Genomic DNA, 23,715 nt, shown 5'->3' on the forward strand with positions numbered 1-23,715 from the left:
AACATCAGAAAGGCTTGCCAATTCGGCAAGCCTTTTTCTTATCTGTTACATAACAAAAGGATCTAAAGCCGATATAGAGCAGGGTGCTTTGGATAAACAAATATCTCAGCTAAACAAAAACAACAGATAAAAAAATACCAGCACTAGGCTGGTATTTTTGTTCATGATGAAGAAACGTTAATCGCGTTTCCAAAGCATATGGCAGAACTTATGTTCAGGGTCTCGGCTGATTAGCATACGAGCAAATACGTCATCAAGAACGTCATTTTCCTCATTTACTAGGCCGATACGAACCTCTGCATATACTTCTTTGTCGATCTCGAAGCCAACATGTTCAACCCAGTCATCACCGGTTTCAACAAGTTCTGCGGCACCACGATCTTCAAATTGCGCAGTAAACAGAATCACGTCAGCAGGCTCTAGGTTATCTGGAGCCATCTCAAGGAAAATGTCGTACGCTGCGTCGATGACGTCGTCGTAAGAAATCAAATCAGACATGCTTATGCTCGGCTCATGTATTTACGTTCAGCTGTGTTAATGATAACACGGTCACCAGTTGCAATGTACTCAGGAACCTGGATGACAAGACCTGAAGCGAAGCGTGCTGGTTTAGTACGAGCAGATGCAGAAGCACCTTTGATTGAAGGGTCAGTTTCTTCAATCACTAGCTCAACAGAAGATGGTAGTTCAATACCCACTGCAGCACCGTTAACAAGGATAATGTGGATACCTTGTGTATCTTCGTTGATGAACAGCATGTCGTCTTCAACTTCATTGTGCTTGAATGTGTATTGTGAGTAGTCTTCGTTATCCATGAAGATGTGCTCATCGCCGTCAGCGTATGAGTACACAACTGCACGTTTGTTCATTTCTACCGTTTCAACAACGTCATCAGACTTGTAACGCTCATCTACACGTGCGCCCGTGTTTAGATCTGTACAACGCATTTTGTAGATTTTAGCGCCGCCACGACCGCCAGGAGTCGTTACTTCGATGTCTTTAACTAGAAGAGTTTTACCATTAGACTCGATTGCGAAGCCTTTTTTGATTTCACTTGCCTTTGGCATTGTATATTCCTATTCATACTTATTAAGCAAAACTCGGTGATTATAGCGCTAAGTTAGCCGCCTAGCATTAAAATTCATTGCAGAAATTTGTTGTTACTCCCATGACTAAACACCTGAATGGACTTGATTCGGTGAGTCGGCTAAGAGAACATATAGCCCAACTTCTTGAACCATCTGAGAACACGTTTTAAGTCATGTCTCTGCCTGTTATCGATCCTAAACAACCATTTCAACCAGAGTTTGCGCCTTTAATTAGGGAAGTCACCGCTTGTCTCAAAGGTGGATTGGGGCAAAACTTACACAGCGTTTATGTATACGGTAGTGTTGCTCGTAAAACAGCGATCGTTGGGAAGTCGAACTTAGACCTGGTTGTCGTTACTCAATCATCCTTTGAGCACAATCGCGCGACTTTGCTCAACACAATTAAGTGGCGTGCGCAGCAGAGTTACCCTCACGTTAATGGTGTATCGGTCCGTACAGCCTTAGTGAGTGAAGTGGCTAATTTAGACAGTATTTTCACTTGGGGCTTTATGCTTAAGCATTGCTGTGTCTGTGTTTATGGTGATGATCTAGCAGACTGTTTTGGTGATTACGTCCCAAGTTGGGAAATTGCTAAGCACTGGAATATGGATGTGGAAGATTGGATTACGGTGTATCGCAAAAAAATCGTACAAGCGAAGACGATAGAAGAGCAGGTGGCCGCCCAGCGCGTGATTGCTAAAAAGTTACTAAGAGCGTCATACTCTTTGGTGATGTATCGAGATAAACGTTGGTTTGATGACCCTATACAATGTGGCAAGGTATTCTTAACTTATCATCCTGAAAAGCAGCTTGAGATCGAGCGGCTAGAAATTTTACTTTCTGGCCGGGGGATTCCCAAGCGTTCTGTTATCGGGCTAATTGATGCGTTTGGTGATTGGTTAGTCAAACAGTACCAGAAAACAGAGTTTCGTATCGGCTAAAACAGCCCCATTTGTGGCGCTGAAAGCCTGTCAAAATCCGTCCCTATGAAAGGGAGAATCGCATCTGCAACGGGTTTGAGTTGTTTATCAATGTAATGTTGATAATCAATCGGACTATTGAGGTACTCATAAGGTTCAGGACCGTTCACGGTAATAATGTATTCAATTCGTCCTTTGTTTTGATACTGTAATGGGCGGCCAAGCTTGGCATTAATCTCATCGGCTAAACGAGCTGCACGCACTTGTGGCGGGACGTTCTTCTGATACTCATGCAGTTTTCTTCGCAGTCGCTTTTGATACACCAACTGTTCATCAAATTCACCGTTGTTAGTTTTCTCAACCATCTCTCGGACATAGTCGCTTGGATCTTCACCATGGAAAATCATGCTATAGAGTGTATTTTGAAATTTCTGTGCTAACGAGGTCCAGTCAGTACGGGCACTTTCTAACCCTTTAAATACAATCCGTTCTTGCTCTCCTTCACCGATTAAACCCGCATAGCGCTTTTTCGAGCCAGTTTCTGCGCCACGAATCGTTGGCATAAGGAATCTGCGATAATGGGTTTCATACTCGATTTCCAACATAGATGTTAGGTTGTACTCAGAACGCAGGTGTTCTTGCCACCAAGAGTTGATGTAATCAACTAATTGATTTCCAACAGCGTCAGCTTCTACTTGACTGTATGGTCGATTCAACGACACGAATGTGGAATCCGTATCGCCGTAAATCACTTGATATCCTTGCTCCTCAATCAGCACCTTAGTTTGCTTCATGATTTCATGTCCGCGCATGGTAATACTAGAAGCTAACCGAGTATCAAAGAAACGACATCCCGATGAGCCCAGTACGCCATAAAAGGAGTTCATGATGATTTTGATTGCCTGAGAAAAAGCTTTTTCATTGTTCTTCTTTGCAACATCACGTGCTGCCCAAAGCTTTTCAATCATTTCTGGTAAAAAGTGTTTCGTACGATGGAACTGCCCACCGCGAAAGCCAGGAACAGCCTCATTATCTTCTTTTCCAATATCGAGTAATAGCCCCTCAACCAAACCCATAGGATCAATCAAGAAAGAGCGAATAATCGATGGATATAGACTCTTAAAATCCAATACTAAAACAGAATCATATAGGTTAGGGATGGAATCCATCACGTAACCGCCGGGGCTGGCAATCCAATTTTCAGGGTGTAGGTTCGGAGCAACGTAGCCTGCTCGGTGTATCTGAGGCATGTATAGGTTTGTGAATGCTGCAACCGAACCGCCGACACGATCCAGTTCGACACCAGTGAGACGAGAGCGCTCTATTGCAAAGTCAAGCAGGTGAGTGTGATTGAAAATCTTATTCACTAACACGCAGTCTTGTAAATTATATTTGGCCAGCGATGGTCTGTCGGAGCGGTACATACGATTGATCTCATCCATGCGGTCATGCACGTTGTGGATTTCTTTACCTTCCCCCAAGAGTTCTTGAGATACAGACTCTAATGACCAAGATCGAAAGTGGTAAGTCGCCGTTTTTAGCGTATCGATACCATCCATCACAACTCGCCCGGGAATGGAGATAAACCCTTGTTGGCTTTGAGATGAACTTCTAAAAAAGCTGGCTTGGTCTGCTCTGCCAAGCATTAGCTTCATGTTGTGCCATTCTGCTCGTTTGTGTAGCAGACGAAAGTCAAAATCAATGACATTCCAACCGACAATGACATCGGGGTCGAATTTTTTAAACCAATCGATGAGTGCTTCTAGAAGCGCCTTTTCATCCTGGACCCATTGTATCGGTGTCTCCGAAGGTTCTGGTTCTCCGATCATGATAACGCGGGAATCCATGACGCTGTCTAATCCGATTGAGTAAAGAATGCCTTTCTCAGAGCATTCTAGATCTAACGAGACAACGTTTAACTTCGGCTCATATTGCCCCGCACGGCATTTTGCGCTCTGGACGCGTTGGTAGCCATTGGTGCGAGTCACATTGCCTGTAAACTCGATACTGCCTTTGATAAAACGCTCCATTAGGTAGCGATCGGCGAGGCGAATATCACTTTCATACGTAGTGATATCTTTTTGAGCGAATGTGTCTTTGAGTGCGAGAGCGTCTCTGGTTACATTGGTATAGCAGGCAGCAAGAGGCGTATGTTCAAACGTTTTGAGATCCAAAAGGCGGATGTCGACGAATATGTTTTTTTCTCGTGCGAGTGTCTTTGCTTGCTCTGAGTGTTTCTGAGCGATGAAAAATACTGGCTTCTCACCATTAATAAGTAACTGAGTAGGACCTGCTTCTGTCGAAAGCCACAGCTCGATTTGAGTTTGACCTTTGATGTCTCGTGCCTGTCGAGTTAGCAGGAAGCCTTGTTGAATATTCAAATGTGAGAAACCTTAGAAAACTTGAAGAACGTTAGTTTAACACTAAGAACTGTAAAAATAACCAGTAAAGAAAGCGTCTCAAATTTTTGCTGGAATTAGTGATTACAAGTTAGTCTTTGGTGCAAGAGGGACAGTGTCATTTTAAGTTATAGCGTGTTTCTCTGGGCAATATGAAACCTAGTTACTTGATTTATTGTACTTAATGTTGTTAATTGTCTTTTCTTAGATTTCGGTTCTGCTCATCACGCTCTAAAATAATAGAGTGGTTTATGAATAAGTTCTTGCTAAAGTTTGCGTTTCAGCACATATTCATAGAAAGCAATTTTTTGTCGATTACGTTAGTATATAGGCAGTCATACTGATATCCACATTTAACAAATAATGGTTATGTGGGTGCAGAACCAATACAAAGTGTGGAGATACAAGTTTGATAAATGTTTTCCTTGTAGATGATCACGAGCTGGTTCGCACAGGGATACGACGTATTATTGAAGACGTCCGTGGAATGAACGTAGCAGGAGAAGCTGACAGCGGTGAAGATGCAGTAAAATGGTGTCGCAGTAATCATGCTGACGTCGTTTTAATGGACATGAACATGCCAGGAATTGGCGGCTTGGAAGCCACTAAAAAAATTCTTCGCGTGAATCCTGATGTGAAAATCATCGTACTTACCGTTCATACAGAAAACCCGTTTCCAACCAAGGTGATGCAGGCAGGTGCGTCTGGTTATTTAACCAAAGGTGCTGGCCCTGACGAAATGGTGAATGCGATTCGTGTAGTTAATAGTGGGCAGCGTTACATCTCGCCAGAGATTGCGCAGCAGATGGCATTGAGTCAATTTTCTCCAGCCTCTGAGAACCCTTTTAAAGACTTATCCGAACGTGAATTGCAGATCATGCTTATGATCACCAAAGGCCAAAAGGTAACGGATATTTCTGAGCAACTTAATTTAAGTCCAAAGACAGTCAACAGCTATCGCTACCGACTCTTTAGTAAATTGGACATTAATGGTGACGTTGAGTTAACTCACTTAGCGATTCGCCACGGAATGCTGGACACCGAGACCCTTTAGCGTGAATCCTCCTTTCGATTCGGCTTCCTTTCTCAAGACAGTAACTCATCAGCCCGGCGTTTACAGAATGTACAACGCCGAAGCTGTTGTAATCTACGTAGGTAAAGCCAAAGACCTTAAAAAGCGCCTTTCAAGCTACTTTCGGAAAAAAGTAGACAGTGAGAAAACTCGCGCGCTTGTCAGTAATATCGCCAAAATAGACGTCACGGTGACTCACACTGAGACAGAAGCGCTGATCTTAGAGCATAACTACATCAAGCAGTATTTGCCGAAATACAATGTGTTGCTGCGAGATGATAAGTCTTACCCTTATATCTTTATTAGCGGTCATAAGCACCCACGGCTTTCTATCCACCGTGGCGCCAAGAAGCGCAAAGGTGAATATTTTGGCCCCTACCCAGATTCTGGTGCAGTAAGAGAAACATTGCATTTGCTGCAAAAGATATTTCCTGTGCGCCAGTGTGAAGACACTGTCTATTCCAACCGAACGCGCCCATGTTTGATGTACCAAATTGGTCGTTGTGCAGGACCATGCGTTAATACCATCATTTCTGATGAAGAATATGCAGAGTTGGTTGGCTTTGTGCGCATGTTTTTGCAAGGCAAAGATCAGCAAGTACTCAAACAACTGATCGAGAAAATGGAAGTTGCCAGTCAGCAATTGCGCTTTGAAGATGCCGCTAAATTTCGCGATCAAATCCAAGCGATTAGGCGTGTTCAAGAGCAGCAGTACGTCTCAGAAGACAGCATGGATGATATGGATGTACTCGGGTTTGCTCAGGAGAATGGTATCGCGTGTATCCATATCCTGATGATACGTCAAGGCAAAGTGCTTGGTAGCCGTAGTCATTTTCCGAAAATACCACAAAATACAAGCCAGCAGGAAGTGTTCGATAGTTTTCTGACTCAATACTATTTGAGCCATAACGAAGCACGTACAATTCCTTCTCGTATTATTTTGAATCAAGAGTTGGCAGAAGATATTGCGCCAATACAGAAAGCGTTAAGTGAAGTGGCAGGCCGTAAGGTTCATTTTCATACGTCGCCAACTGGCTCTCGAGCAAGGTATCTCAAGCTTTCGAACACGAATGCACTAACGGCGATTACCACCAAAATCAATCACAAAATGACGATTAATCAGCGTTTTCATGCGCTTCGCGAAACATTGAATTTGGAGTCTATAGCTCGAATGGAATGTTTTGATATCTCCCATACGATGGGGGAAAGCACGATTGCGTCATGTGTGGTGTTCAACAATGAAGGCCCCGTTAAGCAAGAGTATCGTCGCTACAACATTACTGGGATTACCGGTGGTGATGATTACGCAGCAATGGGACAAGCGTTGGAGCGCCGTTATTCGAAGCAATTGGACGTAGAGAAAATTCCCGACATCATCTTTATCGATGGCGGTAAAGGTCAGTTAAATCGTGCGCATGACATCATTTCGCAGTACTGGGGGGATTGGCCAAAGTGTCCTATCATGATTGGTATTGCAAAAGGCGTTACTCGCAAACCAGGTTTAGAAACGCTGATTACAGTCGATGGGGACGAGTTTCATTTACCAAGCGATGCTCCTGCGCTGCATCTTATTCAACATATTCGTGATGAAAGCCATAACCATGCTATAGCGGGGCACCGTGCTAAGCGAGGTAAAACCAGACGTACGAGTGCACTCGAAGGGATTGAGGGAATCGGCCCTAAACGACGTCAGGCGTTACTCAAGTACATGGGTGGGTTACAAGAACTTAAACGTGCAAGTGTCGAAGAAATCGCCAAAGTACCGGGAATAAGTCACTCTTTAGCAGAAATTATTTTCCAAGCATTGAAACAATAAGGAAAATCGCGCAACATTAAGCCGCAATGTGTAAGAGAATAATAAAATGCGTTTGAATATCCCGAACATTCTGTCTCTTCTTAGACTGTTCCTAATCCCTGTTTTTGTGGTTGTCTTTTATCTACCTTATTCATGGGCACCGTTTGCAGCAGCAATGGTGTTTTGGGTAGCGGGTTTTACTGACTGGCTTGACGGCATGTTGGCCCGTAAACTTGGCCAAACTTCTCGTTTTGGCGCGTTTATTGATCCTGTCGCTGATAAAGTGCTAGTGGCAACGGCATTGATTCTAATCACGGAACATTATCATTCAATTTGGGTGACCATTCCTGCGGTAACGATGATTGCGCGAGAAATCATTATCTCAGCATTGCGAGAATGGATGGCTGAAATCGGTAAGCGAGCGAGTGTTGCGGTATCTTGGGTTGGCAAAGTAAAAACTGTTTCGCAAATGTTCGCCTTATGGGTGTTGATATGGCGTTACGATGAATGGATGGTTTGGCTAGGCTTTGCGGCCTTGTATGTGGCAACTTTCTTGACATATTGGTCAATGATTCAATATTTAGCTGCTGCGAAAGACGATCTGTTGAATGAAGAGCACCATTAAATACTGATGTTAGAAAGCAGGCTTAGTAGCCTGCTTTTTTGTATCTAAGGCAATCTACAGCATTTTTTTGCTTCTCTCGCTTTTCAATGCTTGTTAACGGCCATGCTTGCAATTTGTATCTGGGGCTTTTGCTTCGATAGAGTTCTATTTGTGATCTAAGTCTTGTTTTTGTCCTTGGAGAGTCTTAGAGAGGCGAGTCTTCTGATTATTAATACTTCAATGCACGCAACGCACGGCCAGCAGTGTAAGGCGTAGCCAAAGTTTTATGATAAACAAGTGTATTTAAGCGATTTTTAGTATTAAAACTAAGCAATCCATCGTCTTTCGCACAAATTCTAGTCAAACGATTTAAAAAAATAAAAATAGTGTTGACTCGATCGCTCGAATCCGTAGAATGCATCCCGTACCCAAGAGAGCACGGCTCAAAAGGGTTGTGAAAAAGCTTAGCTTTATTCACAAATGAGGCGCCTTGGCAGAGTGGCTATGCAGCGGATTGCAAATCCGTGGACCTCGGTTCGACTCCGGGAGGCGCCTCCATTATTCTTTTGAGAGCGAATGGCTTTCGAGAATAAATGCGACACTAGCTCAGTTGGTAGAGCGCAACCTTGCCAAGGTTGAGGTCACGAGTTCGAACCTCGTGTGTCGCTCCAAGTTTTATTGATATGGCATTAGCGGTATCAGATGGTGTTTTACTTTTCTGTAAAGGCATCACAAAGAATATTTGTGTGCCCTGGTGGTGGAATTGGTAGACACAAGGGATTTAAAATCCCTCGACGTTCGCGTTGTGCCGGTTCAAGTCCGGCCCGGGGCACCATCTCATATTAAATGCGACACTAGCTCAGTTGGTAGAGCGCAACCTTGCCAAGGTTGAGGTCACGAGTTCGAACCTCGTGTGTCGCTCCAGATTTAAGGCCTAACATGAAAATGTTAGGCCTTTTTCGTATTTTTTGAAAATCTCAAACTTCTTTTCTGTCACAGACTTCGTTAAGTAACGAACCCTTTGTCTCATTGACTCAAGTGATTGTTCATTCTGCCATTGCAAAGCATCTTAGCCATTCCTACTAGTCTATGTTTAAACCATCACTTGTGGAGAATAACCACTCTTGAACCAGGCAAAGCTGTGACGAGAATGCTATCTTTTTAAATGTTCCGGATATAGAAAGGAATGTTTTACGATTAAGCAGCACAACCTTAAACCTCTGTTGGGTGAGGTGATGATATCTCAAGAATATTTGTTTAAATAACAGCTGTTTGAGAGAAGCAGAAAAGCATAGCTCATGAATATGAACATGCGAGTTACGATGGGGTATGTTTTGTTGTGATTTACATCACTGTTACTAATATGAAAAATCGTTGCCAGAAGATTTTATTTTGTGATAAATTCGCGCGCAATCTCGGAGCGTAATTAACAACGTTTGATCTCTGGGGGATACGCGTAGTGACCATTCAAGCTGATTGTGACACTGCGTAGGGTAGGTATCGGCAAAGCCTTTTGTCGATAGACGGGATACTAATGCTGTAAACGCGGCATATTAATGGGAAACCCAACATTGAAACCTTTGAATAAACACACACTAATCAGCTTCATACTGCCGAAATGTCCTGTTTTACAAAACGGGTGCATTACAGAACCTTGATTAATCCCTTTTACATATAAAGTCGCGAGTATCGTGGCGGATGATCTGTATTTGTCATTTATGCACTGACAAATGCGGAGGGGTATTCACACCTCCTGTAATTTCATTCTAATGATTATTAATACAGGATACAGAATTATTATAATTCAAGGGATTATGTAGTATGAGCACTGCCTTTGAAGTCGATAGCAATATCGCAAACATTTTTTCGTCTCAGGTTCCTATCGTTGAGGGAACGTATGACTTAACGCCAGATCAAGTATTGATTGATCAGGCTGAGCATGAATCTGAAGTACGTTCTTATCCACGTCGTTTGCCGATCGCAATTAAACAAGCCTTTGGGTGCTTGGTTGAAGATACGCGTGGACAGATCTTTCTAGACTGCCTTGCTGGGGCAGGCACTCTAGCTTTGGGGTATAACCATCCTGAAATAAACCAAGCTCTGAAAGAGCAATTAGATTCAGGACTGCCATATCAGACGCTAGATATTGCAACATCAGCAAAAACGACGTTTATTCAATCTGTTAAGTCTTTTCTTCCTCAAGAGTTAAGCGAGAACAGCGTTATCCAATTTTGTGGCCCGTCTGGAGCTGATGCGGTTGAAGCTGCTATCAAGCTCGCGAAACAGACTACCGGTCGCAACACTATGTTTGCCTTCCGTGGCGCATACCATGGTATGACTAATGGTACGATGGGGATGATGGGTAACTTAGGCACGAAAGCTCGTCGAACCGGTTTGATGTCGGATGTGCACTTTATGCCTTTCCCATACAACCTGCGTTGTCCTTTTGGGCTTGGCGGTGACGAAGGTGCGAAAGCAAGTATTCGCTATATCGATCGTCTTTTAAACGATGATGAGTCAGGCATTATGAAGCCTGCCGCGATTATCGTGGAGCCAGTGCAAGGTGAGGGTGGTGTTGTTCCTGCGCCAGCATTCTGGCTACGAGAGTTACGTCGTATTTGTGATGAACACGGTATCTTACTGATCTTCGATGAGATCCAGTGTGGTGTTGGTAAAACTGGCTACAATTTCGCGTTCGAAGAGTCGGGCATTGTTCCAGATATTCTGTGCTTATCAAAAGCAATTGGCGGTGGATTACCAATGTCGCTATTGGTTATCAACAAGCAACATGATACATGGAAGCCGGGCGAGCACACAGGTACATTTCGTGGTAACCAGTTAGCCATGGTCTCTGGTGCGAAAGCATTAGAAATTATCCAACGTGATAATCTTGTTGAGCATGCCAATATTGCGGGTCAGTACTTGCGCTACGGCCTTGAAAGTATTCAAAAGCGTGTGAACTGTATCGCAGAGGTTCGTGGCAAAGGTTTGATGCTAGGCGTGGAGATTAAAAATCCAAACGGTGAGCTCAATAAATTTGGTGAACCTCAAGCGGATAGTGAACTCACACTTTCTATTCAACGCGCAGCACTCGAGCGTGGCTTGATCGTTGAGAAAGGTGGACGCGAAGGCGCAGTAATTCGTTTCCTTCCTCCTCTTATCATCTCGTTTGAGCAAATCGACTTTGCTTTACGTGTATTTGAAGACGCGATTTTAGCCGCTGGCGGTAGTCACATCGAAACTCAGCCACAAGATGAATGGAAGAAGCATTTCATCCACACTGGAGAGATGGGCAGCAATGAATTTGCTTCGGTGATGAATCACACTACTACGGCAATGAAGTCAGTGTTTGAACAAGTGACTGCACCGTATTCAGGTATGGATCCAAAAGCATTGGAAACAGCGATTCACGACGTTGATCTTGATAATGGAAATGCGCCTCTTAAAACCGTTATCGACGATGCTGCTGAGCTGGTCGCGAAAAACGCAATTTTTACTCAACATCCAGATTGTATTGCTCACCTACATACTCCACCGTTGATGCCAGCGATTGCGGCAGAGGCAATGATTGCGGCTTTGAACCAGTCGATGGACTCATGGGATCAAGCTTCATCAGCGACTTATGTTGAACAGAAAGTTGTGAACTGGCTATGCGATAAATATGAGTTAGGTGAAAAAGCGGACGGTATCTTCACGAGCGGCGGCACGCAAAGTAACCAAATGGGTTTGATGCTTGCGCGAGATTGGATTGCTGACAAACTCAGTGCACACTCAATTCAAAAGCTTGGCCTTCCTGAATACGCAGACAAGCTACGTATTGTATGTTCGAAAAAATCCCACTTCACGGTTCAAAAATCAGCCTCTTGGATGGGATTGGGTGAAAAAGCGGTCATGACCGTCGATGCTAATGCCGATGGAACGATGGATGTCACTAAATTAGACGAAGTTCTCAATCAGGCCAAAGCAGAAGGTTTGATCCCATTTGCCATTGTTGGTACAGCGGGTACAACGGACCACGGTGCTATTGATGACTTAGACTTTATCGCCGATATCGCAGCGAAACATGACATGTGGATGCACGTCGACGGTGCATACGGTGGAGCTCTGATTCTAAGTAGCCAAAAAGCGCGTCTGAAAGGTTGTGAGCGTGCACATTCCATCAGCGTAGACTTCCATAAGCTGTTTTACCAAACCATCAGTTGTGGTGCGCTATTGGTAAATGACAAGTCTAACTTTAAATTCCTGCTTCACCATGCAGACTATTTGAACCGCGAACACGACGAACTACCGAACTTGGTGGATAAGTCTATTGCGACAACTAAGCGTTTTGATGCGCTCAAAGTGTTTATGACGATGCAAAGCGTAGGGCCAAAAGCCCTAGGCGATATGTATGATCATTTGCTTGAGCAGACGCTTGAAGTGGCGGACATGATTCGAGATACCAAACACTTTGAGTTGTTGGCTGAACCATCACTGTCTACGGTTCTGTTCCGCGCGACACATGAATCAGCGGATCTTGATGAACTGAACAAAACGTTGCGCTTAGAAGCGTTAACACGCGGTATCGCGGTATTGGGTGAAACCATTGTCGACGATAAAACTGCATTGAAATTTACGATTTTGAACCCGTGTCTGACGACGGCGGACTTTGAATCTTTGCTCTCAAAAATCAATACGCTAGCGGCAGAGCTAGTTTAACAAAGGTAACGGAAAACTATGGCAATTCTACAGATTGGTGCAGGCGGCGTTGGCTGGGTAGTTGCACATAAAGCAGCACAAAACAACGACGTTCTGGGTGATATAACAATCGCATCACGTACCGTAGGTAAGTGTGAGAAAATCATCGAATCGATTCAGAAGAAAAATAATCTGAAAGATTCAACTAAGAAATTAGAAGCGCGAGCGGTAAACGCGGACGACGTAGATTCTTTAGTTGCTTTAATTAAAGAAGTACAACCTGACTTAGTGATCAACGCAGGTCCTCCTTGGGTGAACATGTCTATTATGGAAGCATGTTACCAAGCTAAAGTGTCATACCTTGATACATCTGTTGCGGTTGATTTGTGCTCTGAAGGCCAACAAGTACCTCAAGCTTACGATTGGCAGTGGGGCTACCGTGAGAAGTTTGAAGAAGCGGGCATTACAGGTATTCTTGGTGCTGGTTTCGATCCAGGCGTAGTATCGGTGTTTGCCGCATACGCAGTCAAGCATCTGTTCGATGAAATCGATACTATCGACGTAATGGATGTAAACGCAGGCGACCACGGTAAGAAGTTCGCAACTAACTTTGATCCAGAAACGAACATGCTTGAGATTCAAGGCGATTCGTTCTACTGGGAAAGCGGCGAGTGGAAACAAGTACCTTGTCACTCACGTATGCTTGAGTTTGAATTCCCGAATTGTGGTTCACACAAAGTGTACTCAATGGCGCACGACGAAGTTCGATCTATGCAAGAGTTCATCCCTGCGAAACGCATCGAATTCTGGATGGGCTTTGGTGACCGTTACCTAAACTACTTCAATGTGATGCGCGACATCGGTCTACTCAGCCCAGATCCACTAACGCTTCACGACGGTACGGTTGTTCAACCTTTGCACGTGCTAAAAGCACTACTACCAGATCCAACATCACTCGCGCCAGGCTACACTGGCCTAACGTGTATCGGTACTTGGGTTCAAGGTAAGAAAGATGGTAAAGAGCGCAGTGTATTTATTTACAACAACGCTGATCACGAAGTCGCATACGAAGATGTTGAACACCAAGCTATCTCATATACCACTGGCGTACCAGCGATCACTGCTGCTTTGCAGTTCTTCCGTGGCAAATGGGCAGACAAAGGCGTGTTCAACATGGAGCAGCTAGATCCTGACCCATTCCTAGAAACCATGCCATCTATTGGTCTAGATTGGCATGTTCAAGAACTGGAGCCAGGACAACCTGTTATCCATAAATTGAAGTAAGAATTTAGCGACTCTTATTTGTACGTTTAAGCCGATGCACTTGCGTCGGCTTTGTTCGATTTTATAGTGCCTTTGCTAAGGCGAAGGGACGTAAGGTATCAAAATGCAACAAAACGAACTAAAAACGCCATACTTCATGATCAATGAAGACAAGCTGATTGAGAATCTAGAGAAAGCAAAACAGCTAAAAGACATCTCTGATGTGAAGCTTGTATTAGCACTGAAGTGCTTCTCAACATGGGGTGTATTCGACATCATCAAGCCTTACCTAGACGGAACAACAAGTTCTGGCCCGTTTGAAGTGAAGCTTGGCTACGAAACGTTCGGTGGTGAGACACACGCATACAGTGTGGGTTACAGCGAAGATGACGTTCGCGATGTGGCGGACATCTGTGACAAGATGATCTTTAACTCTCAGTCACAGCTAGCGGCTTATCGTCATATTGTCGAAGGCAAAGCATCGATTGGCTTGCGCCTAAACCCAGGTGTGAGCTATGCAGGGCAAGACTTAGCAAACCCAGCGCGTCAATTCTCTCGTCTTGGTGTTCAGGCTGATCACATCAAACCGGAAATTTTTGATGGTATTGATGGCGTAATGTTCCACATGAACTGTGAGAACAAAGACGTGGATGCGTTTATCGGTTTACTCGATGCTATTTCAGATCAGTTTGGCGAGTACCTAGATAAGCTGGACTGGGTAAGCATGGGCGGCGGCGTGTTCTTCACATGGCCGGGGTACGATATCGAGAAGTTGGGGTTAGCACTTAAAGCGTTCTCAGAGAAACACGGCGTACAAATGTATTTAGAGCCGGGTGAAGCGATAATTACTAAGACAACTGATCTCGTTGTAACAGTGGTTGATATTGTAGAGAACGTAAAGAAGACGGCGATTGTCGATTCAGCCACAGAAGCTCACCGCTTAGATACGTTGATCTACAATGAGCCAGCGTCAATTCTTGAAGCATCTGAAAATGGTGAACATGAGTATGTGATCGGCTCGTGCTCTTGTTTGGCTGGTGACCAGTTCTGCGTAGCGAACTTCGAACAGCCTCTAGAGATAGGACAGCGTCTGCATATTCTAGATAGTGCCGGTTACACCATGGTGAAACTGAACTGGTTTAACGGTCTACGTATGCCGTCGGTTTACTGTGAACGCTCGAATGGTGACATTCAAAAACTGAATGAATTTGACTACTCTGATTTCAAACGTTCACTATCTCAGTGGTCAGTGAAATAAGACGCATCGCGCCATAAGCACCAAAAGAGCAGCTTAATCGCTGCTCTTTTTTATTGGGGAAACGATAACAGTACGTGATTAACTCTCCACAATCACACGAGTGTCTTCACTCAGAGATTCTAACTCATTGGCTATGTCTTCAATTTCTAGCTCGCTAGGCAGTTTTATCGCCATTTTAGCGCTGAATAAGCTAGAGCTTACCCCTCCGCCTCCAGCAATGAATACACGCTGACAATCCATATCTAAAATTGAGATACCTTGATTATCGAGAACGTGAGTAATTTCATTCACAATACCCGCTCTATCGTTGGCATCTAAACGAAGTTGGAAGATAGTGTCTTCACGATATGAATGAGGCTCAGAGTCGACGAACCTAACAACAAGAGTCTGACAAGAAGAGAACGCCTGTTTAACGATGTCGGCATTTTCTCTTGGAAGCTCTACTTTGATGACACCTGCAACTTGGTCTTCGATAAAGTTTACTTTGCTGATCAGCCATTTCCCGCCGTTTTCGTGTGTGATTGCAGCGAGCTCTTTAATCGTGGCGGGTGACGCTTGTCCGACAAAATTAACAATAAATACGGTGTTCATAATGTCCCCTCCTGGAATCAAGGTTTGGACGCAGTACGAATAAACGTGCTACTTAAGTTATTGGAATAAATCCTTTTATTTAGTGTAGGTGCTAAGGGCGGGTAATGTTTGATGAAAGTCAATTTTTAACACTAATTCGTGATGTAAATAATTAAAACAATGTTCAGAGCACAAAAAAACAGCCATCGTAAGGCTGCTTTTTACCGAGTATCAACTTAGGATTAGAAGGTTACTTTTAACTCGACACCATAAAATTGACTGTCATAGTTTGCGCCTGCGTCCATGGCGAATTTTGCAACATCTTGGTTTCCAAACCAAGGTGATGAATTGAATTGTAGTTCTGCACTACCGCCCCATGCATCAGTTACCCAATAATGAATATGTCCAACAGGGTTTAAGAAGAAGAGCGAAACATCACCTGCGGTTTCAGAACCCATAACTTCGCCGCCGTTTGCAATAATGTCTTGCTCAGCCGTTAACATCATTTCACCAACAACAGCACCAAAGAATGGTGTGATAAAAATATCCTGCCAAGATGGTACTTCTGCGAACGCCTCCACGCCATACTCCCAAAAGAACGTCGACATCGTTGCGGAGTACAAAAACGACTGAAATTCATTATAGCCAGCGTGACGTGCTGCCGTGTAGTAAACGCCGCCAAAATATGGGTGCATGATGTAGTTGAGGACATGTTCATCGCGATCCCAAACGGGGCCGTCAGAGACATTATCTTTCCACTTTTGCCCCAACTTACTCATGTCTCGGTCTTCTTCGTCCCATTTGGTGATACTTTCTGGAAGAAAAGTCATCATGCCTACGGTCGCGATACTGAGACCTAGAATGGTGTAGGTTTGACCCATCAGATAATCCCAGTCTTTATCTTGAGGGATGATGAGATGTTTAGGCTGAAGCCCTGCGTCAAGGTTTAGCGAATCATCATTATTCTGTTCATACATAACACCGCGATTTTGAGCCTCGAAGGTGTACAGAGTCGTCGTTTCGCAGTAACCTGACAAGCAATCAGGTGTGTAAGAAAACTCTGTATGACGGCTTAGGTCATAGTGACTTGCGTGCGCAAGCGCTGACGAAGCCAAGCAAAGGCCTGTTAGAGTCGTCTTGAACATGGATGATTTTGACACAAAGGTCTCCGAGTTAATGGTGTATGTTCGGGCTCGTAATTATCCCTCAAAACATCAATCATTTAAACACTTGACCCTTATTTAGTCCCAACAAACCTCGGCGAGATTTGTCCAAATAAAAAGAAAAATAAGCGCTATAACGAAAATAGGATTGTGCTTACGTTCAGGAGTCAGTTGTGAAAATAGCAATGCTTAGTACTGGTGAGGAAGTCCTCCACGGTGATATTGTTGATACTAATGCGGCATGGTTGTCTAGCCTGTTTTATCAACATGGATTTGGCTTAACAAAGCGCTCAACGGTTGGTGATAGCCTATCGAGTTTGGTTGAAGAGTTTTTAATGCTCAGCTTTAACAACGATGTGGTTATTGTTAATGGTGGTTTAGGCCCTACAACGGATGACATGAGTGCTGCCGCCGCCGCGAGAGCCGCCGATTGTAAACTGGTGCTATTCAAAGAGTGGTTGCAGCATCTAGAAAGTTTGTATGCTCGACGTGGCATCCCTATGCCGGACAGTAATTTAAAGCAAGCAATGCTGCCAGAAACGGCAGAGATATTGGACAACCCGATAGGCACTGCTTGCGGTTTCAAAATGCTGATTAATGATGCCATTTTTTATTTCACACCGGGTGTACCAAGTGAATTTAAGCTCATGGCAGAGACGCAAATTCTTCCCGATCTGAGAAGAGTGTTTCCCGATGTTCAAGGTTCATGTTGTAGTCGAATCTACACGTTTGGTCTATCTGAATCCGGTGTTTCAGATAAGCTAGATCAGCTAAAACTTCCTCAAGGCTATGAGCTAGGGTATCGCTCTTACTTGCCTTTTATTGAAGTGAAACTTTTTGGTCCTTCAGATCAGCTTGAACAGCGTTTGAAACTCGTACAGATAATTAATAAACACCTTGAGAGTAATACCGTTAGTATTGATTTACCTATGGTTGAAAATGTCGGCCAGTTGTTGGTCGATAAAGGACTAACAGTGTCGACCTCCGAAAAAAGTAGCGGAGGATACTTAACGTACTGGCTAAACGGTGATGAAAACGCTGAAAAGCAACTAGGGCATGGTTGGATACTACCGAGCCTGACTCAAGCGATGGCCAACAGCGGAGATCCATTAGCAGAAACGTTTGCTCTGGCTGGTGCTACGCGAGAGAAGTGTGGGACGGATTTATCACTCGTTACTGGCCATATTGAAGAGGGTGTTTTTTCCGTCGCTTTATCGACACCGTCAGGCGAGTGGGGAGCGTTATATAAACTCTCGAAAAAGTATCAGCGCAGTGATCAAGTTAAAGTGATCAGCACGGCAGCTCTAGACTTGTTGCGTCGCTACCTAGAACGTAAACCGATGTTTGCGCATTATGCATTTTTAGAGAAAGTTAAAGAGATGCACCTCCCGAGCAGTGCTTTATAACCAAAGCTCTCTACAGTAGTCTGAGAGACAAAAAACAGAGACAAAAAAGCCAAGGTGATTACCTTGGCTTTTGCATTTTATACCGTCGAGTCAACGTTATGCGCGCTGCTTTTCTTTCATCGCGTAGTTAACGCCGCTAAGTGACAAATCTGATTTTGCTTTACAGATACAAGGTAATATTTCATCACTTTGTGTGTAAGCCATGGCAAAACCAACATACTCCACTTCACCAGACTCCAATTTGCAGCGACAGGCGCCGCAGTGCCCATCACGGCAGTTGTATTCTGGTAATAGGCCAGCTTGCTCCATTGTTTCCAAAATCGTATTGGAAGGGTTGGATTCAATGCTGATCAGTTTGTTGATTTTGAGTGTTGCCATTACAGCTCGAATCCTTCGAAGTCATCTGCGCGAACTTCATTGTCAATTTGACCCACAAGGTAAGAAGAGATTTCTGCTTCTTGAGGCGCAACTTGAACGTTATCTGAAGACAACCAAGCGTTAATCCATGGAATTGGGTTAGTTGTTGCTTCTGGATACGCTGCTGGTAGACCTACCGCTTGCATACGAATATTTGTGATGTATTCAACGTATTGGCTTAGGATGTCTTTGTTTAGACCGATCATAGAGCCATCTTTGAATAGATACTCTGCCCACTCTTTTTCTTGCTCAGCCGCTTCTTTGAATAGGTCAAAACAGTCCTGTTTTGCCTCTTCTGCGATTTGCATGAAAGTGAAGTCATCTTGACCGTTACGTAGCAGGTTGATCATGTGCTGCGTGCCATTTAAGTGAAGTGCTTCGTCACGAGCGATCAGCTTGATGATTTTCGCGTTACCTTCCATTAGTTCGCGTTCTGCGAAAGCGAAAGAACATGCGAAACTTACGTAAAAACGAATAGCTTCTAATGCGTTAACAGACATCAGACAGATGTACAGCTTCTTCTTAAGATCGTACAGACTAACCTTAACCGTTTCACCGTTAAGGACATGCTCACCTTCACCGTAGCGATGGTAATCATTCGTCGCTTGAATCAAATCGTCGTAGTAGTGCGCGATGTCTTTTGCACGCTTCAGAATGTGCTCGTTCTCAACGATATCATCAAACACTACAGCAGGGTCGTTCACGATGTTACGAATAATGTGTGTGTAAGAACGAGAGTGAATCGTTTCAGAGAAAGACCAAGTCTCAATCCAAGTCTCTAGTTCTGGTAGAGACACAAGCGGCAGCAGTGCCACGTTAGGGCTGCGGCCTTGGATAGAGTCAAGAAGCGTTTGGTACTTCAAGTTAGAGATGAAGATGTGCTTCTCGTGATCTGGTAGTTTGTTGTAATCGATACGGTCGCTAGATACGTCTACTTCTTCTGGACGCCAGAAGAAAGAAAGTTGTTTCTCGATAAGTTTTTCGAAAATCTCAAACTTTTGTTGGTCGTAACGTGCAACGTTTACTGATTGACCTAGGAACATTGGTTCCTTCAATTGGTCATTCTTTTTTTGGTTAAAAGTACTGTAAGCCATAATGCCTCAATTCCTTTTAAACCTCCCCGTGAGGGGGAGGTTATCGATAGTCTGTCTTTACGGGTTCGCTAGGTACGGGAAGATTAAATCTTACAACCGCCGCCAGCACAATCGTCATCTTGTGGTTGAACAGCGTCTTTCTGTTCATCTTTCGCGCCATCACGAGTGTTGTGGTAGTAAAGCGTTTTCACACCAAACTTATACGCTGTTAGCAGGTCTTGAAGTAGTTTCTTCATTGGAACCTTGCCAGTCTCGTAACGTGACGGGTCGTAGTTAGTATTAGCAGAGATAGCTTGGTCAACAAACTTCTGCATAATACCCACAAGGTGTAGATAACCGTCGTTCGAACCGATATTCCAAAGCAGTTCATAGCTGTCTTTAAGTTCTGTGAACTCAGGTACAACTTGCTTCAGGATACCGTCTTTCGAAGCTTTTACTGAAACGTAACCACGTGGTGGCTCAATACCGTTAGTTGCGTTTGAAATCTGAGAAGAAGTCTCAGAAGGCATTAGTGCAGTCAGTGTTGAGTTACGTAGGCCGTGCTCCATAATTTCTTTACGTAGGCTGTCCCAGTCGTAGTGCAGCGCTTCGTCACAAATTAGATCGATATCTTTCTTATACGTATCAATCGGCAGTAAGCCTTTCGCGTAGTTCGTCTCGTCGAATGAAGGACACTTACCTTGTTCTTTCGCCAGTGCTACAGATGCTTTCAATAGGTAGTACTGTATTGCTTCGAACGTACGGTGAGTTAGGCCGTTCGCGCTACCGTCAGAGTATTTCACGCCATTCTTCGCTAAGTAGTAAGCAAAGTTAATCACACCAACACCTAGCGTACGACGGTTCATAGTCGATTTGTATGCCGCTGGTAGAGGGTAATCTTGGTAATCAAGCAGTGCATCTAACGCACGAACAACAAGATCGGATAGCTCTTCGAAATCATCTAGAGACTTGATAGCACCTAAGTTGAATGCAGAAAGCGTACACAGTGCGATCTCGCCTGAGTCATCTTCAACGTTAGTTAATGGTTTCGTTGGCAGTGCGATTTCTAAACATAGGTTCGACTGACGAACTGGAGCGACTTCAGAATCAAATGGGCTGTGAGTATTACAGTGGTCCACGTTCTGGATGTAGATACGACCCGTTGATGCACGCTCTTGCATTAGCAGAGTGAACATTTCAATCGCTTTAACCGTTTCTTTCTTGATTGAAGGATCGTTCTCGTACTTCACGTATAGACGCTCAAACTCTTCTTGGTTTTCGAAGAATGCGTCGTACAGACCAGGTACATCAGATGGTGAGAATAGCGTAATATTGCCGCCTTCAACTAAACGTTGGTACATCAGTTTGTTTAACTGAACACCGTAGTCCATGTGACGAACACGGTTTTCTTCAACACCACGGTTGTTCTTAAGTACCATTAGTGAGCGTGCTTCACCGTGCCACATTGGGTAGAACACAGTAGCTGCGCCACCACGTACACCACCTTGTGAACAACATTTTACTGCTGTTTGGAAGTACTTGTAGAACGGAATACAACCAGTGTGGAATGCTTCACCACCGCGAATTTCTGAGCCTAATGCACGGATACGACCTGCGTTGATACCAATACCAGCGCGCTGAGATACGTAACGAACAATTGAGCTTGCTGTTGCGTTAATAGAATCAAGACTGTCGCCACACTCGATCAGAACACATGAGCTGAACTGGCGAGTAGGGGTACGCACGCCAGACATAATTGGCGTAGGTAGAGAAATCTTAAATGTCGATGTCGCATCGTAGAAACGTTTGATGTAATCAAGACGCGTCGCTTTTGGATATTTCGCAAATAAGCACGCTGCTACAAGGATGTATAAGAACTGAGCACTTTCGTAAATTTGGCCCGTAACACGGTTCTGTACGAAGTACTTACCCTCTAGCTGCTTAACTGCCGCGTATGAGAAGTTTAGGTCGCGTTTATGGTCGAGGTACGCATCAAGTTCGTCGAGTTCTGCTTTTGTGTAGTCTTCTAGAATATGTTGATCGTACTTACCCATATCGACGAGGCGAGACACGTGATCATAAAGCGTTGGTGGCTCGTATTGGCCATACGCTTTTTTACGCAGATGGAATACCGCTAGGCGAGCAGCTAGGTATTGGTAATCCGGAGTCTCTTCAGAGATCAGGTCTGCCGCAGACTTGATGATTGTCTCGTGAATATCTGTCGTTGTGATGCCGTCGTAAAACTGGATGTGAGCGCGAAGTTCTACTTGAGAAACCGAAACATTATCTAGACCTTCTGCAGCCCAAGTGATAACGCGGTGGATTTTATCCAGATCGATACTTTCTTTACGGCCATCACGCTTGGTGACGGTAAGTTGTTGGTTCATTCTGCTTTATTTCCCTAAGAAAACTGATAAAAGCCGTATTTTTGTTTGTTTATGTGCAATATGAGTAAAGCTTGCGGCGGCTTTGTGATCAAAGTCTATCTATATATTGTCGCTTAAACACAACATATAGGGGTTCATTTGTTTGCGGGTTACAAGATAGTGCTATTACACTGATTTATCAAGGTACAGATCGGGGATGACTTGTGGATAACTGACAAAATGAAAAAAATCAGTAAGTGAACACTAACCGATGAGAAAAGGGCAGACTTGAATGGTTAAAAGTACGGTTTCGAGATCGGTTTAGAAATAACCGCATGCAAAAATATTTTCCTTGATCTTTGGCCGTTTTTATCTACGAAAAATGGCTTGGTCAAAATGGAATCTAGAGCACGAATTTTAGCCATAAAAAGACAAAAAAAGCGGCAACTTTGTGCTACCGCTTCCGATTCATTTTCTTTAAAAAATGTCAATCACAAAACTCATTTTTTAACTTAATAGCGTTCAGTATTTTTTAGTATGAACGATGTAGTTTACATCTACATTACGACCGAGTTTGTAGCTATCATTTAGAGGGTTGTAATGAAGCCCAGTAATGCCCATTTCCGTCAGGTCAGTTTGGTCTATCATCTTCATCATTTCGGCTGGCTTGATAAACTTATCGTGCTCATGAGTGCCTTCAGGAACAATCTTAAGAAGCTTCTCAGCACCGACAATAGCAAATAAGTACGACTTAATGTTTCGGTTCAAAGTTGAGAAAAACACGTGACCACCGGGTTTGACTAGCGCAGCACAAGAGCGGATAACGGAGAGAGGATCTGGAACGTGTTCAAGCATCTCCATACAAGTCACGACATCGTAAGTTCCTGCGTTTTCTATAGCGTGGTCTTCTATTGTGCTCTGAATGTAGGTCAGTTGAGTGCCTGTTTCTAATGCATGTAGTCGCGCGACTTCTAATGGTTCTTTACCCATATCAAGCCCCGTCACAATAGCGCCTTCTTTTGCCATGCTTTCAGCAAGAATGCCACCACCACAGCCGACATCAAGTGTTCGCTTGCCAAACAAGCCATTTGCTTTTTCAAGTACATAGTTCAAACGAAGTGGGTTAATTTGATGAAGCGGCTTAAACTCGCCTTCTAAATCCCACCATCGAGAAGCCATGTCCTCGAATTTCTTAATTTCACTTGGGTCGACGTTTTGTGCTTTAGTCATAATTGGTTTTATTGCATTCAATCTGAGTCCTTTAGAGGGCGCCAGTATACTCCAACGTTTTACACCCAAACAACCTCGATGTGCTTAGTTAAGGGACAATGACAGAGTCCATTGGCGCGGCAATCGAGACAGGTGCCTGTAATTTGTAAAGCGCTAACTATTGTTTTTGGTTCATCCTTGAACTGGTGCCAGTGATAATAACTCTAAAACCTGCATTTTCGCGTTGTGTGGTTAAAGGAATTTACCTCGCTTTTCCGCGTAAAGGGTCCGATTTTGCTCAATATTGACCGAAATATAACCACTAATCAGAAAGATATGGGATGAGTGTGCAAATTCTCGACATTTGATTCATAACCAAGCTCACAACCTGATAAAAGGAGAGGGAAAGTGATGCCGAAGTGATGAATTGTGTGT

General features: G+C 43.9%; 17 protein-coding genes and 4 tRNA genes. 12 read left to right on the top strand and 9 right to left on the bottom strand.

The features are described 5' to 3' along the window. Window positions 1-177: 177 nt before the first annotated feature. Window positions 178-498: an HI1450 family dsDNA-mimic protein gene (locus R7035_RS18130; protein WP_005376800.1), complete on the bottom strand. Its 321-nt coding sequence runs from the start codon at window positions 496-498 to the stop codon at window positions 178-180. A 2-nt stretch (window positions 499-500) separates the two neighbouring features. Beyond that, the gene (gene yeiP, locus R7035_RS18135; RefSeq protein ID WP_005376801.1) at window positions 501-1,067 is read right to left on the bottom strand and encodes an elongation factor P-like protein YeiP; all 567 of its coding nucleotides are present in this window, start codon (window positions 1,065-1,067) and stop codon (window positions 501-503) included. A 194-nt stretch (window positions 1,068-1,261) separates the two neighbouring features. On the opposite strand from yeiP, the gene R7035_RS18140 reads away from it, so the two are divergent. Further along, window positions 1,262-2,029, top strand: a complete 768-nt coding sequence (locus R7035_RS18140) for an elongation factor P (RefSeq protein WP_017635724.1) — start codon at window positions 1,262-1,264, stop codon at window positions 2,027-2,029. Here R7035_RS18140 and R7035_RS18145 read toward each other — a convergent pair. Then, window positions 2,026-4,389, bottom strand: coding sequence for a DNA polymerase II (locus R7035_RS18145; protein ID WP_054574749.1), 2,364 nt, complete (start codon window positions 4,387-4,389; stop codon window positions 2,026-2,028). The genes R7035_RS18140 and R7035_RS18145 overlap by 4 nt on opposite strands. A gap of 427 nt (window positions 4,390-4,816) precedes the next feature. On the opposite strand from R7035_RS18145, the gene uvrY reads away from it, so the two are divergent. The 10 genes from uvrY (at window position 4,817) to nspC (ending at window position 15,076) form a co-directional block, all read left to right on the top strand. Beyond that, window positions 4,817-5,461, top strand: a complete 645-nt coding sequence (gene uvrY, locus R7035_RS18150; RefSeq protein ID WP_005386783.1) for a UvrY/SirA/GacA family response regulator transcription factor — start codon at window positions 4,817-4,819, stop codon at window positions 5,459-5,461. A gap of 1 nt (window position 5,462) precedes the next feature. Further along, the gene (gene uvrC, locus R7035_RS18155; protein WP_132936801.1) at window positions 5,463-7,295 is read left to right on the top strand and encodes an excinuclease ABC subunit UvrC; all 1,833 of its coding nucleotides are present in this window, start codon (window positions 5,463-5,465) and stop codon (window positions 7,293-7,295) included. A 46-nt stretch (window positions 7,296-7,341) separates the two neighbouring features. After that, window positions 7,342-7,899, top strand: coding sequence for a CDP-diacylglycerol--glycerol-3-phosphate 3-phosphatidyltransferase (gene pgsA / locus R7035_RS18160; RefSeq protein ID WP_005394805.1), 558 nt, complete (start codon window positions 7,342-7,344; stop codon window positions 7,897-7,899). Window positions 7,900-8,362: 463 nt separating this feature from the next. Continuing rightward, window positions 8,363-8,436 (top strand) — tRNA-Cys (locus R7035_RS18165). 37 nt (window positions 8,437-8,473) lie between these two features. Further along, window positions 8,474-8,549 (top strand) — tRNA-Gly (locus R7035_RS18170). Window positions 8,550-8,626: 77 nt separating this feature from the next. Further along, window positions 8,627-8,713 (top strand) — tRNA-Leu (locus R7035_RS18175). 13 nt (window positions 8,714-8,726) lie between these two features. Next, a tRNA-Gly gene (locus R7035_RS18180) sits at window positions 8,727-8,802 on the top strand. 897 nt (window positions 8,803-9,699) lie between these two features. Beyond that, on the top strand, window positions 9,700-12,576 hold the full coding sequence (locus R7035_RS18185) for a pyridoxal phosphate-dependent class III aminotransferase (RefSeq protein WP_132936800.1): 2,877 nt from the start codon (window positions 9,700-9,702) through the stop codon (window positions 12,574-12,576). Between the two features lie 18 nt (window positions 12,577-12,594). Further along, window positions 12,595-13,839 (top strand): carboxynorspermidine synthase, encoded by a 1,245-nt coding sequence (locus R7035_RS18190; RefSeq protein ID WP_132936799.1) that lies wholly within the window; start codon window positions 12,595-12,597, stop codon window positions 13,837-13,839. A gap of 103 nt (window positions 13,840-13,942) precedes the next feature. Beyond that, window positions 13,943-15,076 carry a carboxynorspermidine decarboxylase gene (nspC, locus tag R7035_RS18195; protein WP_132936798.1) on the top strand — a complete coding sequence of 378 codons (1,134 nt, stop codon included), beginning with the start codon at window positions 13,943-13,945 and terminating at the stop codon, window positions 15,074-15,076. 78 nt (window positions 15,077-15,154) lie between these two features. Here the strand turns inward: nspC and R7035_RS18200 are convergent, their stop codons facing one another. Together R7035_RS18200 and R7035_RS18205 are read right to left on the bottom strand one after the other, a co-directional pair. After that, window positions 15,155-15,667, bottom strand: coding sequence for a glycine cleavage system protein R (locus R7035_RS18200; protein ID WP_005376814.1), 513 nt, complete (start codon window positions 15,665-15,667; stop codon window positions 15,155-15,157). Window positions 15,668-15,888: 221 nt separating this feature from the next. Then, the gene (locus tag R7035_RS18205) at window positions 15,889-16,791 is read right to left on the bottom strand and encodes a DUF3943 domain-containing protein (protein WP_005376815.1); all 903 of its coding nucleotides are present in this window, start codon (window positions 16,789-16,791) and stop codon (window positions 15,889-15,891) included. 191 nt (window positions 16,792-16,982) lie between these two features. Here R7035_RS18205 and R7035_RS18210 point away from each other — a divergent pair, with 191 nt between their 5' ends. Beyond that, complete coding sequence (locus R7035_RS18210; protein WP_301873209.1) at window positions 16,983-18,215, top strand: CinA family nicotinamide mononucleotide deamidase-related protein; 1,233 nt, start codon at window positions 16,983-16,985, stop codon at window positions 18,213-18,215. A 96-nt stretch (window positions 18,216-18,311) separates the two neighbouring features. Here the strand turns inward: R7035_RS18210 and yfaE are convergent, their stop codons facing one another. From yfaE to ubiG, 4 genes are all read right to left on the bottom strand, one after another. Beyond that, window positions 18,312-18,593 carry a class I ribonucleotide reductase maintenance protein YfaE gene (yfaE, locus tag R7035_RS18215; protein WP_005376817.1) on the bottom strand — a complete coding sequence of 94 codons (282 nt, stop codon included), beginning with the start codon at window positions 18,591-18,593 and terminating at the stop codon, window positions 18,312-18,314. After that, on the bottom strand, window positions 18,593-19,726 hold the full coding sequence (nrdB, locus tag R7035_RS18220; RefSeq protein ID WP_005376818.1) for a class Ia ribonucleoside-diphosphate reductase subunit beta: 1,134 nt from the start codon (window positions 19,724-19,726) through the stop codon (window positions 18,593-18,595). The genes yfaE and nrdB overlap by 1 nt, the downstream gene beginning before the upstream one ends. 83 nt (window positions 19,727-19,809) lie before the next feature. Beyond that, window positions 19,810-22,092 carry a class 1a ribonucleoside-diphosphate reductase subunit alpha gene (gene nrdA, locus R7035_RS18225; protein ID WP_017820470.1) on the bottom strand — a complete coding sequence of 761 codons (2,283 nt, stop codon included), beginning with the start codon at window positions 22,090-22,092 and terminating at the stop codon, window positions 19,810-19,812. 501 nt (window positions 22,093-22,593) lie between these two features. After that, on the bottom strand, window positions 22,594-23,301 hold the full coding sequence (gene ubiG / locus R7035_RS18230; protein WP_017636129.1) for a bifunctional 2-polyprenyl-6-hydroxyphenol methylase/3-demethylubiquinol 3-O-methyltransferase UbiG: 708 nt from the start codon (window positions 23,299-23,301) through the stop codon (window positions 22,594-22,596). Window positions 23,302-23,715 lie beyond the last annotated feature (414 nt).

The organism is Vibrio sp. 1731, assembly GCF_033339955.1.
Taxonomy (GTDB): domain Bacteria; phylum Pseudomonadota; class Gammaproteobacteria; order Enterobacterales; family Vibrionaceae; genus Vibrio; species Vibrio alginolyticus.

Bases quoted from the DNA above. Each gene is read 5' to 3' on its own strand.
- R7035_RS18190 (WP_132936799.1), top strand. From the start codon at position 12,595: ATGGCAATTCTACAGATTGGTGCAGGCGGCGTTGGCTGGGTAGTTGCA.
- yfaE (WP_005376817.1), bottom strand. From the start codon at position 18,593: ATGGCAACACTCAAAATCAACAAACTGATCAGCATTGAATCCAACCCT.
- pgsA (WP_005394805.1), top strand. From the start codon at position 7,342: ATGCGTTTGAATATCCCGAACATTCTGTCTCTTCTTAGACTGTTCCTA.
- R7035_RS18200 (WP_005376814.1), bottom strand. From the start codon at position 15,667: ATGAACACCGTATTTATTGTTAATTTTGTCGGACAAGCGTCACCCGCC.
- R7035_RS18130 (WP_005376800.1), bottom strand. From the start codon at position 498: ATGTCTGATTTGATTTCTTACGACGACGTCATCGACGCAGCGTACGAC.
- R7035_RS18140 (WP_017635724.1), top strand. From the start codon at position 1,262: ATGTCTCTGCCTGTTATCGATCCTAAACAACCATTTCAACCAGAGTTT.
- R7035_RS18185 (WP_132936800.1), top strand. From the start codon at position 9,700: ATGAGCACTGCCTTTGAAGTCGATAGCAATATCGCAAACATTTTTTCG.
- nspC (WP_132936798.1), top strand. From the start codon at position 13,943: ATGCAACAAAACGAACTAAAAACGCCATACTTCATGATCAATGAAGAC.
- yeiP (WP_005376801.1), bottom strand. From the start codon at position 1,067: ATGCCAAAGGCAAGTGAAATCAAAAAAGGCTTCGCAATCGAGTCTAAT.
- R7035_RS18205 (WP_005376815.1), bottom strand. From the start codon at position 16,791: ATGTTCAAGACGACTCTAACAGGCCTTTGCTTGGCTTCGTCAGCGCTT.
- nrdB (WP_005376818.1), bottom strand. From the start codon at position 19,726: ATGGCTTACAGTACTTTTAACCAAAAAAAGAATGACCAATTGAAGGAA.
- nrdA (WP_017820470.1), bottom strand. From the start codon at position 22,092: ATGAACCAACAACTTACCGTCACCAAGCGTGATGGCCGTAAAGAAAGT.
- ubiG (WP_017636129.1), bottom strand. From the start codon at position 23,301: ATGACTAAAGCACAAAACGTCGACCCAAGTGAAATTAAGAAATTCGAG.